At 68.1% G+C, this 16694-nt stretch carries 15 protein-coding genes; 9 read left to right on the plus strand and 6 right to left on the minus strand.

All coding sequences use genetic code 11. The features are described from left to right. Nucleotide 1: 1 nt before the first annotated feature. Together ACYVDN_RS16580 and ACYVDN_RS16585 are read right to left on the minus strand one after the other, a co-directional pair. Complete coding sequence (locus ACYVDN_RS16580; protein ID WP_460573370.1) at nt 2–961, minus strand: carbohydrate ABC transporter permease; 960 nt, start codon at nt 959–961, stop codon at nt 2–4. An 80-nt stretch (nt 962–1041) separates the two neighbouring features. After that, complete coding sequence (locus ACYVDN_RS16585) at nt 1042–2409, minus strand: ABC transporter substrate-binding protein (protein ID WP_460573371.1); 1368 nt, start codon at nt 2407–2409, stop codon at nt 1042–1044. 417 nt (nt 2410–2826) lie between these two features. Here ACYVDN_RS16585 and ACYVDN_RS16590 point away from each other — a divergent pair, with 417 nt between their 5' ends. Next, nucleotides 2827–3801, plus strand: a complete 975-nt coding sequence (locus ACYVDN_RS16590) for an aldo/keto reductase (RefSeq protein WP_460573373.1) — start codon at nt 2827–2829, stop codon at nt 3799–3801. Between the two features lie 44 nt (nt 3802–3845). Here ACYVDN_RS16590 and ACYVDN_RS16595 read toward each other — a convergent pair whose 3' ends face one another. The 3 genes from ACYVDN_RS16595 to ACYVDN_RS16605 all read right to left on the minus strand — a co-directional run bounded on the left by ACYVDN_RS16595 (nt 3846) and on the right by ACYVDN_RS16605 (nt 6553). Further along, nucleotides 3846–4727: a LysR family transcriptional regulator gene (locus ACYVDN_RS16595; protein WP_460573375.1), complete on the minus strand. Its 882-nt coding sequence runs from the start codon at nt 4725–4727 to the stop codon at nt 3846–3848. Between the two features lie 134 nt (nt 4728–4861). Then, nucleotides 4862–5542, minus strand: coding sequence for a GntR family transcriptional regulator (locus ACYVDN_RS16600; protein WP_460573377.1), 681 nt, complete (start codon nt 5540–5542; stop codon nt 4862–4864). Nucleotides 5543–6322: 780 nt separating this feature from the next. After that, nucleotides 6323–6553 (minus strand): helix-turn-helix domain-containing protein, encoded by a 231-nt coding sequence (locus ACYVDN_RS16605; RefSeq protein ID WP_460573379.1) that lies wholly within the window; start codon nt 6551–6553, stop codon nt 6323–6325. Between the two features lie 98 nt (nt 6554–6651). Between ACYVDN_RS16605 and ACYVDN_RS16610 the strand changes: the two genes are divergently transcribed. From ACYVDN_RS16610 to ACYVDN_RS16620, 3 genes are all read left to right on the plus strand, one after another. Beyond that, entirely contained in the window at nt 6652–7062 is a 411-nt protein-coding gene (locus ACYVDN_RS16610) for a helix-turn-helix domain-containing protein (RefSeq protein ID WP_460573381.1), read from the plus strand. Beyond that, nucleotides 7052–7462: an ImmA/IrrE family metallo-endopeptidase gene (locus ACYVDN_RS16615; RefSeq protein WP_460573383.1), complete on the plus strand. Its 411-nt coding sequence runs from the start codon at nt 7052–7054 to the stop codon at nt 7460–7462. Before ACYVDN_RS16610 ends, ACYVDN_RS16615 begins: the two co-directional genes overlap by 11 nt. A gap of 144 nt (nt 7463–7606) precedes the next feature. Beyond that, nucleotides 7607–8932: an MFS transporter gene (locus ACYVDN_RS16620; protein WP_460573385.1), complete on the plus strand. Its 1326-nt coding sequence runs from the start codon at nt 7607–7609 to the stop codon at nt 8930–8932. On the opposite strand, the gene ACYVDN_RS16625 is transcribed toward ACYVDN_RS16620, so the two are convergent. Further along, nucleotides 8836–9507, minus strand: coding sequence for a metal-dependent transcriptional regulator (locus ACYVDN_RS16625; RefSeq protein ID WP_460573387.1), 672 nt, complete (start codon nt 9505–9507; stop codon nt 8836–8838). The genes ACYVDN_RS16620 and ACYVDN_RS16625 overlap by 97 nt on opposite strands. Nucleotides 9508–9671: 164 nt before the next feature. Here ACYVDN_RS16625 and ACYVDN_RS16630 point away from each other — a divergent pair, with 164 nt between their 5' ends. The 5 genes from ACYVDN_RS16630 to ACYVDN_RS16650 all read left to right on the plus strand — a co-directional run bounded on the left by ACYVDN_RS16630 (nt 9672) and on the right by ACYVDN_RS16650 (nt 16677). After that, a complete protein-coding gene (locus ACYVDN_RS16630; RefSeq protein ID WP_460573542.1) occupies nt 9672–11036 on the plus strand; it encodes a cystathionine beta-synthase in 1365 nt (454 codons plus the stop codon). 230 nt (nt 11037–11266) lie between these two features. Then, on the plus strand, nt 11267–12460 hold the full coding sequence (locus tag ACYVDN_RS16635) for a PLP-dependent aminotransferase family protein (RefSeq protein ID WP_460573389.1): 1194 nt from the start codon (nt 11267–11269) through the stop codon (nt 12458–12460). A gap of 162 nt (nt 12461–12622) precedes the next feature. Next, nucleotides 12623–13873 (plus strand): bifunctional glycosyltransferase family 2/GtrA family protein, encoded by a 1251-nt coding sequence (locus ACYVDN_RS16640; protein WP_460573391.1) that lies wholly within the window; start codon nt 12623–12625, stop codon nt 13871–13873. Continuing rightward, nucleotides 13870–16029: a glycosyltransferase family 39 protein gene (locus ACYVDN_RS16645; RefSeq protein WP_460573393.1), complete on the plus strand. Its 2160-nt coding sequence runs from the start codon at nt 13870–13872 to the stop codon at nt 16027–16029. Before ACYVDN_RS16640 ends, ACYVDN_RS16645 begins: the two co-directional genes overlap by 4 nt. A 135-nt stretch (nt 16030–16164) precedes the next feature. Next, complete coding sequence (locus ACYVDN_RS16650) at nt 16165–16677, plus strand: DinB family protein (RefSeq protein WP_460573395.1); 513 nt, start codon at nt 16165–16167, stop codon at nt 16675–16677. Nucleotides 16678–16694 lie beyond the last annotated feature (17 nt).

The following is a 16694-nucleotide window of genomic DNA, read 5'->3' on the forward strand; positions in this document are numbered from 1 at the left end:
ATCAGATCTCCGTCTCAGACACCTGCGAACGGAACACCCGCAGGAACAACAGACAACCGAGCACCACCAGTAACGCGGTCGTCGTCGCCACCGCGGCTCCTGGACCGAATTTCAAGTCGGTGAACATGGCTCTATACCCGAGGATGGCGAGCGAGGTCGTCGCATTCTGTGGACCGCCCTGGGTCAGCACGAACGGCAGGTCGAACACTCCGAACGCCTGCAGCACCCGGAACAGCACGGCGAGGGCGATGGTCGGCCTGAGCAGGGGCACGGTGACCCGCCAGAACGTCTTCCACCCGTTCGCGCCGTCGATCTCCGCGGCTTCGTACACATCCCGAGGCAGCATGACGAGACCGGCGAGCACGATGATCGCCACGAACGGCGTCGTCTTCCAGATGTCGGCGATCATCATCGCGATGATGGCCGAGGCTGGCGATCCGAGGATCACAGGATGCCCGAACCCGAGCACCGACAGGATCTGGGTCGCGACTCCGGCGATGGGGTCGTAGATGTAATCCCACAGGGTGGCCGAGATCACGGTGATCAGAGACCAGGGGATGAGCAGCATCGCCATCATCCAGCCGCGCGCGCCGACCAGCCGTTCGAGTACGAGCGCGATGAGCGTGCCGAGGATGATCTCGACGATCACGGTGATCACCGTGTATCCGATGGTGAAGACGAGCGCGTACTGCCAGGTGGAGTTGGTCAGCACGACGTTGTAGTTGTCGAGCGTGAACCCGTCGATCTGAAAGCCGGAGCCCAGCACGTTGACGTTGCTGAAGCTCATCACGACGGAGAACATGATGGGGAAGATCGTCACGGCGGCGATGACGAGAAGCGCGGGGGCGGAGAAGCCCCAACCCAGCCTCGCCATGGTGCGGCGGTAGACGTCTTTCTTGCGGCGTTCGCCCAGGTGTGGTCCTCCGCTGCGCGCTGGTGCCGCGACGTGTGTGCTTGTCATTGCGCTCTCCTCGGCCGAGAACGGTCACCGCGGCCGGGCCGAGGTCGGTCATCCCGCCTCGGCCCGACCACGTGCCGGTCTTACAGGCCGCCGTTCTTGACGGCGGTGTTGATCTGGCTGTTCGCCTTCTGGATGGCCTCCTGCGGACTCAACGAGCCTGCGAGCACGCCGTTGACGTTGGAGTAGATCGCCTGGCTGACCTCCGGGTAGTTGGGGGTCTGTGCCGGACGGGCGATCAGCTTCGTCTGCGAGACGATGGCCAGCACCGGGTTGGCGTTCTTCACGGCCGACGACGAGCGCACGGCCGCGTTCGTCGGGATCTCGCTGAACTTCGTAGCCAGCGTCGTCTGCGCGTCATTGCCGGTCATCCACTTGATGAAGGTCAGGTCTGCCGCGACGTTCTTGCTGTGCGGGTTGACGTAGAGGTTCCAACCACCGATGTTCGAGTAGCCGGGGGTCGGCTGACCCTGGAAGTTCGGCATCGGGGAGACGCCGACCTTGCCGACGACGGCCGATCCGGATGCCTGCGACGTGGAGTACGCGTAGTCCCAGTTGCGCAGGAACAGCGCGTCGCCCGCGGAGAACGCGTTCATCGATTGCGTCTCCTGGAACGTCGACGAAGCCTGCGGGCTCACACCGCTCTTGACGAGCGACTGCTCGAAGGTGAGCGCCTTCGTCGCTGCCGCGCTGTTCAACGTCGAGGCGTCCGCCTTGCTGTTGAGCACCGTGCCGCCCGCGTCACCGAGGAACTCCATGAAGTTGCACGTCGCGCCCTCGTAGTTCGCACCCTGGAACACGTAGCCGTACTTCACTTGGCCCTTGGCCTGGATGGTCTTCGCGTCTGAGACGAGCTCCTCCCACGTCGTCGGAACCTTCATGTTGTTCGCGGCGAGCAGGTCCTTGCGGTAGTAGAGGAAGCCCTGGTCCTCGAAGAACGGGGCACCGTAGACCTCACCGTTGTAGGTCGCGCCGGCCACCAGGCCGTTCGCGAAGGTGTCCCAGTAGCTCTTCGGCAGGTACTTCGACAGAGGCACGGCGAGCTGGTGTGCACCGAACTGTGCAGGCCAGATGACATCGCCCATGAACACGTCGGGGCCGCCACCGCCTGAGATCTGCGTCGTCAGGGTCGCGCGGTTCGTGTCGGTGTCGTTCGGCGCGCTGATGAGCTTGACGTGGATGTTCGGGTATTTCTTCTCGAAGTCGCTGATCAGAACCGTGCGCGGGTCGGCGCCGCTCGTCGTGATGGGGCTCGCCCACCAGGTGATGGATCCCTTGGTCGCGTTGCCCGCGGCGGCGCTGGTCGATCCCGATCCGCTGCTGCCCGAGCTGCACGCGCTGAGCACGGCGACCGTTGCGACCGCCGTGGCGATGGCCGCCACTTTCATGACGGAGCGCCTACGCCTCAGCGCTCCCCTGATGTTCAGTGCCTGTGTGATGTTCTTCGACATGTTGTCCTCGTATTCGCTGTTCGTCCGAGGCGCCACGAATGACGGCGGCAGCGGCATCGCTGAGGTGTCGGAGCTCACCGAACACATGGCTCAGTTCCGCACCGGACTGCGGGGATCGACGGATGAAAGGTCGCGCGCGACACGTCGAAAAGTGCTGGCGCAGCAGCGTGAGAGGTTCATCGGGCCCGCCCCGTTGAACGGTGCGCACCAGGATCTGGCTCCCGGCGCATTTGCGAAATTAGGCCGTGCACGCTCACTCTGCAAGCGTTTGCGGTACACGCTTGCTAACGAATGTCTGAGAGCTTTCTCAGATTCGCACAACCCCCATTAAAGGGGACGAATTCAGAAGATCGGGCGCACGAACCGATCGAATCTTCCCGTTGGACCGATGAAGCGATCGGGCGGCAGTCTTGAAGCATGGACTACACACACCTTGGTCGGACCGGCCTCGTCGTCTCCCGAATCGTTCTCGGAACGATGAACTTCGGCCCCCGCACTTCCGAGCCCGACGCGCACGCCATCATGGACGCCGCGCAGGCCAACGGCATCAACTTCTTCGACACGGCCAACGGATACGGCGGCCCCGACCATCACGGCCACACCGAGGAGATCATCGGCAACTGGTTCGCGAAGGGCGGCGCTCGCCGCGACAAGACCGTGCTCGCCACCAAGCTCTACGGCGACATGGGCGAGACGTGGCCGAACAGCGGCAAGCTCTCCGCGTTCAACATCCGCAAGTCGATCGACGCCAGCCTGCGTCGTCTGCAGACAGACCACGTCGAGCTCATCCAGTTCCACCATGTCGACAGGGACACGCCGTGGGACGAGATCTGGCAGGCCATCGAGGTCGCCGTTCAGCAGGGCAAGGTCATCTACGCCGGAAGCAGCAACTTCGCCGGCTGGCACATCGCCCAGGCTCAGGAGGCGGCGAAGTCGCGTCATTTCGTCGGCCTGGTGAGCGAGCAGTCGCTCTACAACCTGATCGTGCGAGATATCGAGCGTGAGGTCATCCCCGCCGCTCAGCACTACGGTCTCGGCATCATCCCGTGGTCGCCCTTGCAGGGCGGTCTGCTCGGCGGCGTGATCAAGGCGCAGTCCGACACCGCGCGACGCAACGAGGGACGCTCGGCCGAGTCGATCGAGTCGCACCGTTCGCAGCTCGAGGCGTACGAGGCGCTTGCGGATGAGCTCGGCGCGACCCCTGCTCAGCTCGCCCTCGCGTGGCTGCTGCACCAGCCGGCCGTGACCGGACCGATCACGGGACCGCGCACTGCGGACCAGCTCGACGGCATCCTCGGCTCGCTCGACGTGAAGCTCGACGCTCAGGTTCTCGCCCGCCTCGACGAGCTGTTCCCCGGCTACAAGACCGCTCCGGAGGACTACGCCTGGTAGGCGATCGTTCGGATGCTTCCGCCCTGGTCGCCGGCCCGAGTGGCTCAGGCGGCCAGGGCGGAGGCGTTTAGTTGACCGAGGAACGACCTCGCCGCTGGGCTCACGACGCCCGCCGTCGCGAGGCCGACCGACCACTCAAGACCCGGCGCGTTGAGCGGCACGGAGACGAGCGCCTTCGGCCGCTTGGCGGAGAAGTGCTCGGGCACAACGGCGATGCCGAGGCCGTGCTGCACCAGGTCGAGCAGGGATGACACGTCGTTGGTCTCCAGCTCCACCCGTTGCGGCACCCCGATGGCCGCCAGCGCTCTGGCGACGAGAACTTGGGCTCCCCACTCGCCCTGAAATCCGATCAGGGTTTCATCCGCTACATCCCCGAGGGTCAGTGACCTGGCGGTCGCGAACGGATGCGACGGGCTGCAGAGCACGGTGAACGGCTCGCTCGAGACGCGGCGCACGGCGACGCCGAGCGGGGTCAGACCGCACTCGGCGATCAACGCGATGTCGATGCGTCCGGCGGCGACCTCGTCGAGGAGTCGCGTCGAGCCGGCGAAACTGAGCCGCACCCCGACGCCGGGGTGTCGAGTGCGGAACGTCGCGAGCTCGGCAGGCAGGTCGCACACGCCAAGGCACTGCTCAGAGCCGACGCTGAGCGTGCCGGACAGCACGCCCTTGACCGCTGTCACGGCATCCCGTGCGGCTGCCGCGCTGGCGACGGTGCGCACCGACTCGGTGAACAGGGCGTGCCCGGCCTGGGTCAGCTCGACACGGCGGGTGCTGCGCAGGAACAGCTCGGTGCCGAGCTCGCTCTCCAACGCCCGGATGGATGCCGACAGTCCGGACTGCGAGATGTTCAGCGCGCTCGCGGCCTTGGTGAAGTGCCGCGCCTCGGCGACGGCGATGAAGTGTTCGAGTTGGCGCAGTTCCACGTGTCGACGCTACCGTCGGATCCCCGGAGGGGTTTGGCCGCGCCGGGATTCACTGCGCCGGTTATCTGGTCGCGCCGGTCATCCTGCGGCCGTTGCCGTTGCCGTTGCCGTTGCCGTTGCCGTTGGTCGGCAGGTCACTCCCCGACGATGCGGAGGCCGCGGGCGCCGAACGCCCTGCGGTCCGAACGGATCGACGCGAGCAGACGCTCGAGGTTGGCCTGCGAGTGGTGCGCGATGGCCTTCGACGCGGCATCCTGATCGCGGCGCACGATCGCGTCGACGATCGCGGTGTGCTCGCGCCACGCCTCCATGCGACCCTCTTCCGTGCGCATCTCGAGCCAGCGTGCGCGGGCCATCCTGGTCATGGCGTCGTGCACGGCCTGCTCGACGAACCGGTTGCCGCTGAGCGCCGCAAGTCCGCTGTGGAAGTCCGACCCACGGCGCATCCCCTCGGTCTCGTCGCCGGGGGAGTCATCCGGATGCCGTGCCGTCGCCTCTGCGAACGCGGCGATGTCGTCGTCGGATGCCCGCGCGCACGCCAGGCGCGCAGCCGCGGCCTCCACGGCCTCGCGGTACTCGGCGAGGGCGGCGACGTCGTCGAGGTCGATCGGCGTCGCGTGCCAGTTGCGCCCGTCGCGGTCGACGAGGCCCTCGGATTGCAGCCGCATCAGGGCGGCGCGCACCGGAGTCCGTGACGCCCCGAAGTCGCCCTCGAGTCCGCGTTCACTGAGCCGTGCCCCTGGAACGATGTCGAGCGACAGGATCGCCTGGCGCACCTGCTCGTACACCAGTTCGGTCTGTGATCGCTCCGCCATGGATGCCCGTTCCCCCGCTAACTCCGTTCGGTCCAGTATGCCGGTGCGGCGTCGCGGCGCCCACCCCGGATGCGGCTGCGCCGCCCACACGCAGCTGCGCTGCGCCGCTACCCGCAGCGGCTGCGCCGCCCACCCAAGGCGGCGACTGCGCCCCACCCCAGGCGGCGGCGCCGCCCAATCACCCCACTCGCGAGACTGCACGCCGACGCCGAGACTGCGGGTAACACCCGAGCAAGTGGCGTGGGGATGCAGCCTCGCGTGAGTGCGTGCGGGCACTCGAGAGGGCGGCCCCGAGCGGGCGGCCCCGAGAGGGCGGCCCTAGGGCGAGCCCATGCGGCGCCAATCTCGGATGTCCCAGCTCGAATACGCCCACGCCCAAGTCGTCGCCACTTGTTGTGGCACGGCGCGCGGTGTATCCGCAGAAAGTGGCGACGACTTGGTCCGGGAGGATACGGCCACACACCTGAGGCGGGGTCGAGCGTGGCGGCGGGGCAGGTTGAGCGCGGCGGAGGCGGCTCGCGTGCCGCAGTGGGGTGGGTCGGGTGGGTTGGGCGCCGCGATGGGCGCGCCGAGTGCAGCGCCGCGGAACGGGTGGATGCCTCTCGGCGCCCACCTCAAGTCGTCGCCAGTTGATGTCGCATCCGGGTCGGTGAACCCGCTGAATGTGGCGACGACTTGAGGGGGAGGGGGGAAGAGGGGAGGAGCAGAGGTGGGGGACGGGGTGCGGATGGAGCGAGGGCTGGGAGGCGCGGGGCCCAGGGGAACGGGGCGCGCCACCGATCAGGGCAGGGCGGGGGATGCGCAGGGCACGAAGCGCGAGGGGGTCACGCCGGTCGCCTCCGCGATGAGGAACAGCTCGCTGAAGTTGAATGCGGTCTTGCCTGCCAGCTTGCGCGTCAGCGTGGGGTAGGGGATGCCTGTTTGCTGTGCGATGGTTCGTCGCGCGTGTCCCGAGGCGTCGATTGCGTTGTTCACCGCCTCGGCCGTGCGCCTCGTCTCCGAAGTGCTCACATAGACAATTCTGGTGTCAGAACGGACAATAGTCAAGAGTGAGCGGATATCACAACAGATATTGCAGATGCTCAAAATGACCTCTAGAGTGTCGTTTCATGGATAAGCGCCAAAGGGCGATGCTCTTCTCCCGTTACGTGGGCCTCGAACTGAAGGGCAAGATCACCGCCCGCGGGTACACAGCGAAGGCGGTCGCCCTGGAGGCGCAACGTTCCCCCGCCGCGTTCAATCGCTGGCTCAACGGACGCGTCGAGCTGCCCCTCGCCGTGCTCTGCGAGGCGTGCGAGGTGATCGGCGTGGAGCCGCAGGTCATCGTCGACCTCGCCTACTCCCGTGTCGTCGTCGAGTACGGCCCAGCGGACAACGCGGGCGGCCGGGTGGTCGACGGGGGTGCCGCGGGCAGGGGTGCGGGGAGCAGGCCGGATGTCGGTGCCTTCCCCGATGATGTGGATATTCCTCGGGCGGCGAAGAAGGGAGGTCGCAAGACGGATGTCGGCCATGCGGAATAGCGCGTCACTGGAGACGCTGCAGGCGCTGGCTCGGAACTACGGTGTCGCGATCATCTCGACTTCGATGCCCGCCGGCCTTCTGGGCTGCTATCTGCCGGACCGCGCCTGCGTCTATCTCGACCGGAAGCTCACGCCGATGGAGGTTCGGTCGGTACTCGCCCACGAACTCGGTCATGTCCACTACGGACATGCTGAGGCAGCGGGAGGCGACCCTGAGGTGTGGGAGCGTCAGGCCGATGCCTTCGCGGCGCGACTTCTCATCGATTGCGACGAGTACGCATCCCTGGAGCGCATCAGCGACGACGCATCCTTCCTCGCCGACTCTCTGGATGTCACGGTCTCCGTGATCGACGCCTTCCGCACGCTGTGCCTGCCGCGGATGGGGATCGTCGCGCGCTAGCCGGCCGGTGGAACGGTTGGCCGAGGTCCGCCGGCTCCTTGTGGGTTGAGATCTGACGGCTCTGGTACTCGACCTCGATCGGTCGTCGCGCGAGGGTCAGGGCTGGTTTGCATCGACGATTGGTATACCACTACGGTATCCCGTATGGAACGCACATCACGCCCCTCCGCCGAGCCCCGCGTCGGATCGATACGGCCCTGGCTCATGCTCGCGACCGCGGTGCTCGCACAGGCGGCGGGGACGGTGTTCCAGTCGGCACCGGCGTTCCTCATCCCCCTGCTGCACACACAGCAGGGCATCCCGTTGGCCCAGGCGGGATTGCTGGCATCGGCCCCGACCCTCGGGCTGGTGCTGACGCTCGTGGCATGGGGAGCGCTGACCGATCGGGTCGGCGAGCGATGGGTCATCGCGGCGGGCATGGCGCTGACCGCCCTGGCCGCGGCGGGCGCAATCGCCGTGGTGAGCGCGGGATCGGGATACGTCGGCCTCGGTGCCTTCCTGCTGCTGGGCGGCGCGGCATCCGCGAGCACCAACGTCGCCAGCGGTCGCGTGGTCGTCGGGTGGTTCCGCAAGGAGCGCCGCGGACTCGCCATGGGCATCCGTCAGATGTGCCAGCCGCTAGGCGTTGCGGTCGCGGCGATCGCTATCCCGCCACTCGCACGATACGGGGGCATCCCGGCTGCGATGGCGCTGCCCATGGTGCTGACCGGAGTGCTGGCCGTGGTGAGCGCGATCGTGATCGTCGACCCGCCACGACCGAAGCGATCGGATGACAGCGCCGGGGCATCCCGTCCCGCGAACCCGTACCGGGGCAGCGCCACCCTGGTGCGCATCCACGCCGCGTCCGCCTTGCTGGTGGTTCCGCAGTTCACCGTGTCGATCTTCGGCTTGGTGTGGCTGACAGCGGATCGGGGGATGAACGAGACGGCTGCCGGCATCGTGATCGGCGTCTCGCAGTTCGTCGGCGCTCTCGGGCGGGTCGCGGTCGGTGTGCTCTCCGACCGCGTGGGCAGCAGGCTGCGGCCGCTGCGCTGGGTTGCGTGGCTGGCGGCCGCAGTGATGCTCGCGCTCGCCTTCGGCGACCTGGTCCCCGCATGGACGGCCGCAGCCCTGCTGATCGTGGCCGCAACAGTGACCGTCGCGGACAACGGGCTCGCCTACACAGCAGTGGCCGAGCTGGCCGGGCCGTTCTGGTCGGGCAGGGCGCTCGGTGCGCAGAACACCGGTCAATTCTTGGCTGCGTCGATCGTCGGACCGGCCGTCGGCGGGCTGATCACCGTTGTCGGGTTCCCGTTCGCCTTCGCGCTCGTTGCCCTCGCGCCGGTCGCAGCGGTGCCGCTGGTGCCGCGCGATCCCCGGGACGCCGGCGAGGATCAGACGGCGTCCACCCAGATCGCAGAGGCAGCGACGGTGCCCAGTGTTACCGGTGGAGCGCCGTCGATCGAGACCACGACGTCCCCGGCGAACTGACGCGCCTCGATCACTGTGACTCCGACATCCAATCGCACGCCCCGCTCGGCGAGATAGCGCAGCACGGCGGGGTCGGCATCCGAGATGCGAACGACGTTGCTGGTCGTGCCTTCCTCCGCGGTGGTGAGCTGCTCGGCCTTCGGGGTTCGCGGGTCGCCGTCGGCAGTCGGGATGGGATCGCCGTGGGGGTCGCGAACAGGATGCCCGAGCGTGGCGTCGATGCGGTCGACGAGTGTGTCCGACACGGCGTGCTCGAGCACCTCCGCCTCGTCATGAACCTCGTCCCACGGGTAGCCGAGCGTCTCGACGAGGAAGGTCTCGATCAGCCGGTGCCTTCGCACCATCGCGAGGGCGTGGGCGCGTCCGGCCGGCGTGAGCTCGACGGCTCCGTAGGGTTCGTGCACGACGAGTCCCTGCTCGGTGAGGCGGCGGATCCCGTCGGACACCGTGGCCGCCCGCACACCGATTCGCGCTGCGAGCGCCGTCACCGTTGCGGCGCCCTCGCCCCATTCGGTCGCGGCCCAGATCACCTTGAGGTAGTCCTGGGCCGCGTTCGTGAGCGACGAGACGGACATGCGGCAAGTCTAGGGTCGGGCCGGTGCGCGCGAGCAGGCGAGGATGACATAGGGTTGTGCCGTGTTCCTGAGCTGTTGTCGCTACTGCCGCTGAGCCTCGTCGCCCGTGTGGGCACGTTGGCAGCACCTCGTCGACCAGCCCAAACACACACGTCAGGATGACCATGAAGTTCGCCGCCTCCATCACCGACCTCATCGGCAACACTCCGCTCGTCAGGTTGAACCACGTGACTGACGGCATCGCCGCGACGGTCTTCGTGAAGGTCGAGTACCTGAACCCCGGCGGCTCGAGCAAGGACCGCATCGCCGAGCGGATCATCGACGCCGCCGAGCGCGACGGCCTGCTCAAGCCGGGCGGCACGATCGTGGAGCCCACGAGCGGCAACACCGGCGTGGGGCTCGCGCTCGTCGCGCAGCAGCGGGGGTATCGCTGCGTCTTCGTTCTGCCGGACAAGGTCGGTGAGGACAAGCGCAACGTGCTCACCGCGTATGGCGCCGAGATCCACGTGACGCCGACATCCGTCGCGCCCGACGACCCCGACTCGTACTACAGCGTCTCCGACCGACTCGCGCGCGAGATCCCCGGAGCCTTCAAGCCGAACCAGTACGCCAACCCGAACGGCCCGCTCAGCCACTACGAGACGACCGGGCCGGAGATCTGGCGCGACACCGACGGACGCGTGACGCATTTCGTCGCCGGCGTCGGCACTGGCGGCACCATCTCGGGCACGGGTCGCTACCTCAAGGAGGTCTCCGAGGGCCGAGTTCGCGTGATCGGCGCGGATCCCGAGGGATCGGTGTACTCGGGCGGAACGGGTCGGCCCTACCTGGTCGAGGGCGTCGGCGAGGACTTCTGGCCGAGCGCGTACGACCCGTCCATCCCCGACGAGATCATCGCGGTGTCCGACGCGGACTCGTTCGCCATGACCCGCAGGCTCGCCCGCGAGGAGGGTCTGCTGGTCGGAGGTTCGAGCGGCATGGCCGTCGTCGCGGCGCTGCGCGCAGCGAAGGACCTCGGGCCGGATGACATCGTCGTGGTGCTACTGCCGGACGGTGGCCGAGGGTATCTCGGCAAGATCTTCAACGACTCGTGGATGCGCTCCTACGGCTTCAGCGACGTGTCCGGTGAGGCAACGGTGCGCGAGGTGATCGCGAGCAAGTCGGGCCAGCTTCCCGACCTGGTCCACGCGCATCCGACCGACACGGTGCACGATGCGATCGCCATCATGAACGAGTTCGGCGTCAGCCAGCTCCCCGTGCTGAGCGCCGAGCCGCCCGTCGTGATCGGCGAGGTCGTCGGGTCGCTGGACGAGAGCGCGCTGCTTGATGCGATCTTCGCCGGACGCGTCGCCATGGCAGACAGCGTCGCCTCGGTGACGGGCGACCCGTTGCCGCTGATCGGCGTGAACGAGCCCGTCGGCGCCGCTCGCGCAGCACTCGGCGAGACCGGCGCACTGCTGGTGACCGACGGCGGCAAGCCCGTCTCGGTGATCACCCGGGCCGACCTGCTGGCCTTCCTGAGCCGCTGACCCTGCCCCTGGTGCGGTCCGATGTCCGTTCATAACTCCTGCAGATCTGCCGACCAGCTCAGGCGGCGCCGCGTGGCGACGCGGATCCCGATCCCGAGCACCCGCAGATTGCAGGAGTTATGCGCAGGGGCAGCTGGCCACATCAGCCTCTGCAGCCCACCGCAGCCCTCGGCTGGCCACCGCAGCCCACCACCGACTAGACCGACCATCCATCCGAACCGGAGACGACCATGACCGACGCACACCACGACGCTGAGAACACGGCGAGCGACGGGTTCGCGACCCTCGCCATCCATGCTGGGCAAGAGTTCGACCCCATCACGGGCGCGATCATCCCGCCGATCTACCAGTCGTCGACCTTCGTTCAGGATGGCATCGGCGGGCTCCGCGGCGGCTACGAGTACGGCCGCTCGGGCAACCCGACCCGCACCTCGCTGGAGACACTGCTCGCAGCACTCGAGGGCGGCGACCGTGGGCTGGCGTTCGCGTCAGGGCTGGCCGCGGAGGACGCCCTGCTGCGCAGTGCGCTGCGACCGGGCGACCACGTGGTGATGGGCAACGACGTCTACGGCGGCACGCACCGGCTGATCAACCGCATCCACGGCGAGTGGGGCATCAGGCACACGGCCGTCGACCTCACCGACCTCGACGCGGTGCGCGACGCGCTTGCCACCGACGGCACGAAGATGCTCTGGATCGAGACCCCGAGCAACCCGCTCATGAAGATCAGTGACATCGCGGCGCTCGCCGAGCTGGGTCACGCGGTCGGCGCGGTGGTCGTGGTCGACAACACGTTCGCGTCGCCCGCCCTGCAGCGCCCGCTGTCGCTGGGCGCCGACGTCATCGTGCACTCGACGACCAAGTACCTCGGCGGGCACTCCGATGTGATCGGTGGCGCCCTCGTGCTCCGCGATGCCACGCCCGAACAGCACAGTCTGGCCGAGAAGGTCGCGTTCCAGCAGTTCGCCGCCGGCGCCATCGCGGCGCCCATGGAGGCGTGGCTGACCGTGCGCGGCATCAAGACCCTCGACGTGCGGCTGCAGCGTCACTCCGAGAACGCTCAGGCGATCGCTGAGCGTCTTGCGGAGCATCCGGCGATCGAGCACGTCTATTACCCGGGCCTGCCCGACCACCCAGGACACGAGCTGGCCGCTCGGCAGATGTCGCGGTTCGGAGGCATGCTCTCCGTCGCGCTGCGCGGGGGAGCGGATGCCGCACATCGCTTCGCAGAGTCCACCCGGGTCTTCCAGCTCGCCGAGTCTCTGGGCGGAGTTGAGTCGCTGATCGGGTACCCGAGCGAGATGACGCATGCATCTGTGCGGGGGACCGAGCTCGAGGTGCCCGCGAACATCGTGCGTCTCTCCGTGGGCATCGAAGACGTTCGCGACCTCATCGCCGACGTCGAGCAGGCGCTGGCGCACTAGGGCGTCCCTCCCCGCTACTCGACCAGCGGGGGTCGGTGCCGCGGCGATGCCCGCGCTCACAGGAGGCCCACTGGACGCTCCCCGAATTCTTACGGTAGTCACATGAATTCGTGACAATCAGGGCAAAGGCACCGCCGAAGCCTGCCCGGCAGCATGGCCGGCATGTTCGAGAACGGTAGCCCCCCGAAGAACCGACTCGACCTCGACGTGGTCGTGCCGGTGTACAACGAAGAGCGCTCCCTCGCTGAGAGCGTGCGCTCCCTGCACGACTACCTGGCCACTCAGGTCAACGCGTCATGGCGCATCACCATCGCCGACAACGCGAGCACGGATGCCACCCCCGGCATCGCCGACGCTCTGGCGACGGAGCTCGCGGGCGTGGTCTCCGTCCACCTCGTCGAGAAGGGGCGGGGACGAGCGCTCAAACAGGTGTGGCTCGCGTCGTCGGCCACGGTGGTGGCTTACCTCGACGTCGATCTCTCGACCGACCTGGCCGCCATGCCGCCGCTGGTCGCTCCGCTGCTCTCCGGGCACTCGGATGTCGCCATCGGCACCAGGCTCGACAGGGCATCCCGCGTCACCCGCGGTGGCAAGCGCGAGTTCATCTCCCGCGGGTACAACACCATGCTGCGGATGACCGGCGCCCGGTTCAGCGATGCGCAGTGCGGATTCAAGGCCATGCGCACCGATGTCGCACACCGACTGCTGCCGCTGGTGGAGGACAACGGCTGGTTCTTCGACACCGAGCTGCTCCTGCTGGCGGAACGAGCAGGGCTGCGCATCCATGAGGTCCCCGTCGACTGGGTGGACGACCCGCAGAGTTCTGTCGACGTCTGGGCGACGGCCCTCGCCGACGTGCGCGGGCTCGGCCGGGTGTGGTGGAGCCTCGCTCGCGGGCGCGTGCCGCTCGCAGCGATCTACGCGGAGTTCGGCAGGCGTCCGTACGAGCCGCCTACGCGGCCGGGGTTCTTCGGCCAGGTGCTGCGGTTCGGCGTCGTCGGCGTGCTCAGCACCGTCGCCTACGCGCTGCTCTATCTGCTGCTGCAGCACGCGATGTCGGCACAGGTCGCGAACTTCATCGCCCTGCTCATCACCGCCATCGCGAACACCTGGGCCAACCGGCGCTTCACGTTCGGGGTGCGCGGCACGGAGCGGGCCGCAACGCACCAGGCGCAGGGCCTCGTCGTCTTCGGCATCGCGTGGGGGATCACGTCGGGCTCCCTCGGGGTGCTGCACCTCGTCGACCCGGATGCCCGACCCTCCGTGGAGCTCGTCGCGCTGACCGCCGCGAACCTCGTCGCCACCGCGCTGCGCTTCGTGCTCCTGAGGGCATGGGTATTCCGACGCGGACGATCCGCCGCCGTTCCTTCGCCGATGCCGACACCGACCACACAGAAAGCGAGCAGCTCATGACCACGACCACTTCGACCACAGCGATCCCGACCGAGCCGCACGGTGCCTCTCCAGGGGTGAACGGCGCATCGCAGGGCCGACGGAGCCGAGCTGACGCCCCGCCGGGCTCGCGCCTGAAGGAGATCGGCGGTCGCCTCGTCCGCGGTCGTGCGGATGCCGCACGTTGGGAGCGTCCCGCCTTGCTCGGTCTGCTCGTCGTCACCGCCGTGCTCTACGTGTGGGACCTCGCCGCCAGCGGATGGGCGAACTCCTTCTACTCCGCTGCGGTGCAGGCCGGAACCACGAATTGGGAGGCCTTCTTCTACGGCTCCTCCGACGCGGGCAACTCCATCACCGTCGACAAGCCGCCGGCCAGCCTGTGGCTCATGGAGCTCTCTGCGCGTGTGTTCGGGCTGAGCCCGTTGAGCATCCTGCTGCCCGAGGCGATCATGGGCGTCGCGACGGTGGGCATCCTCTATCTCACGGTGCGCAGGCACTTCTCAGCGGGAACGGCGCTGCTGGCCGGCGGCGTGCTCGCGCTGACGCCCGTCGCGGCCCTGATGTTCCGCTTCAACAATCCGGACGCCCTGCTCGTTCTGCTCACGGTGCTCGCGACCTACTTCACGCTGCGCGGCATCGAGTCGGGGCGCATCCGCTGGGTGATCTGGGCAGCGGTCATGATCGGCTTCGCCTTCCTCACGAAGCAACTGCAGGCATTCCTCGTGGTGCCCGTGCTCGGGCTCGCATATCTGACCATGGCGAGGGCGACGGTCGGCAGGCGATTCCTGCACGTGGTCGCGGCGCTCGGCGCGATCGTCGTGTCTGCCGGTTGGTGGGTCGCGATCGTAGAACTCGTGCCTGCCTCAGCCCGTCCCTACATCGGCGGATCGCAGAACAACAGCTTCCTTCAGCTGACATTCGGCTACAACGGCTTCGGGCGCATCACCGGCGCAGAGACCGGCAGCGTGACCGGTGGTGGAGGCAACGCCGCGGGTGGCGGGGCAGGGATGTGGGGTGCGACGGGCATCCTGCGCCTGTTCGAGAACGAGATCGGCGGACAGATCTCGTGGCTGCTCCCCGCCGCTCTCGTGCTGCTCGTCGTCGGCATCGTGATCATCGGCCGGGCCCCGCGCACTGATGTCCGCCGCGCGACCCTTCTGCTCTTCGGCGGCTCGCTGCTGGTCACCGCTCTCGCGTTCAGCTTCATGGCCGGGATCTTCCACGCCTACTACACGGTGGCTCTCGCTCCCTCGCTGGCGGCGGTCGTGGCGATCGGCGCCTCGCTGCTCTGGAGCAAGCGGGCGTCGCTCTGGGCACGCATCGTGGCCGCGGCCCTCGTGCTCGGCAGCGCCATGTGGGCGTTCGTGCTTCTCGAGGAGGCATCCGCTTGGCTGCCCTGGCTGAAGTGGCTCGTCGTCGTGATCGCGCTCGCCGGAGCCGTGCTGCTGTGCATCGGATGGAAGACCGCACGGATGTCCGCCGTCGCTGCCGCCGTCGCGCTCGTCGCCGTGTTGCTAGCACCGCTCGCCTACACGATCGAAACGGTCACGACTCCGCACAACGGCTCGATCGTGACGGCGGGTCCCGCGGTGGCGAGTGGCATGGGCGGGCCCGGCGGTGGCGTCGGCGGCAGGGGTGGCCCAGGCCAAGGCGCGGCCGGCCAAGGCGGGGCGGCGCAAGGCGGGACGGGCCAGGGAACGACCGGCCAGGGTGGATTCGGCCAGGGAGGTCCTGGCGGTGGCTTCGGCGAGAACCCGCCGGGGCAGACCCAGGGCGGTACGACGCAGGGCGGAGCTCAGGCGGCCGCCGGCGGCGGCATGGGCAACCTGCTCGGATCGTCCGCCGTGAGCTCCTCGCTCAAGGCGATGCTGCAGAAGAACGCCGGCCGCTACACCTGGGTAGCCGCTGCGATCGGTTCCAACAGCGCCGCCGGGTACCAGTTGGCGACCGGCGACGCGGTGATGCCGATCGGCGGCTTCAACGGCAGCGACCCGTCGCCGACGCTCGCGGAGTTCACCAAGCTGGTCGCCGAGGGGCGCATCCACTACTTCATCGGCGGGTCCGTCGGGGCCTCGAACGGCGGGAGCAGTGACTCGAGCTCGATCGCGTCGTGGGTTGCGAAGAACTTCACGGCGAAGACCGTCGGTGGCGTGACGCTCTACGACCTCACGACCTGAGGCACTCCGGCTGGTCGAGTGGGATCAGCGCAGCGGGGCCGGGTGCGCGATCCCACGGTGGGAGGCTGCCAGCGGAGGACGCACCAGGCGTAACGTGACGGATGCCCACGTCGACACCATGAGCGGAGCAACCATATGGACACCAGGGACCTTCTGACCGACGCGGTCGATCGCATCGGACAGGGCGTGCACCGCCTTCTTGCGGACACCGACCACGCGACGCTGACGTTCCGCGTCGACCACGATGCCAACACGATCGCGTGGCTGGTGTGGCACCTCGCTCGCGGCCAAGACGCCCAGATCGCCTCGGCATACGGACTCGAGCAGGTATGGGAGTCGGAGGGCTGGGCGGACCGCTTCGCCCTTCCGTTCTCGCGCAGCGCGACGGGTTACGGCCACTCGCGGGACGAGGTGGCCGCGGTCGACGTCTCTGCGGAGCTGCTCCGCGGGTACTACGACGCGACGCAGCGGGTCACGATCGCACAGCTCGCGGCGACGAGCGACGCCGACCTCGATCGCGTCGTCGATTCCCACTGGAACCCGCCGGTCACCCTCGGAGTGCGCCTGATCAGCATCATCGACGACAACGTCAAGCACCTGGGCCAGGCCGAATTCGTGAACGGGATCGCTCGGCGCTCCAAGGGATGAGCGACGCTCGGCGGTGA

Source organism: Humibacter soli (assembly GCF_054779035.1).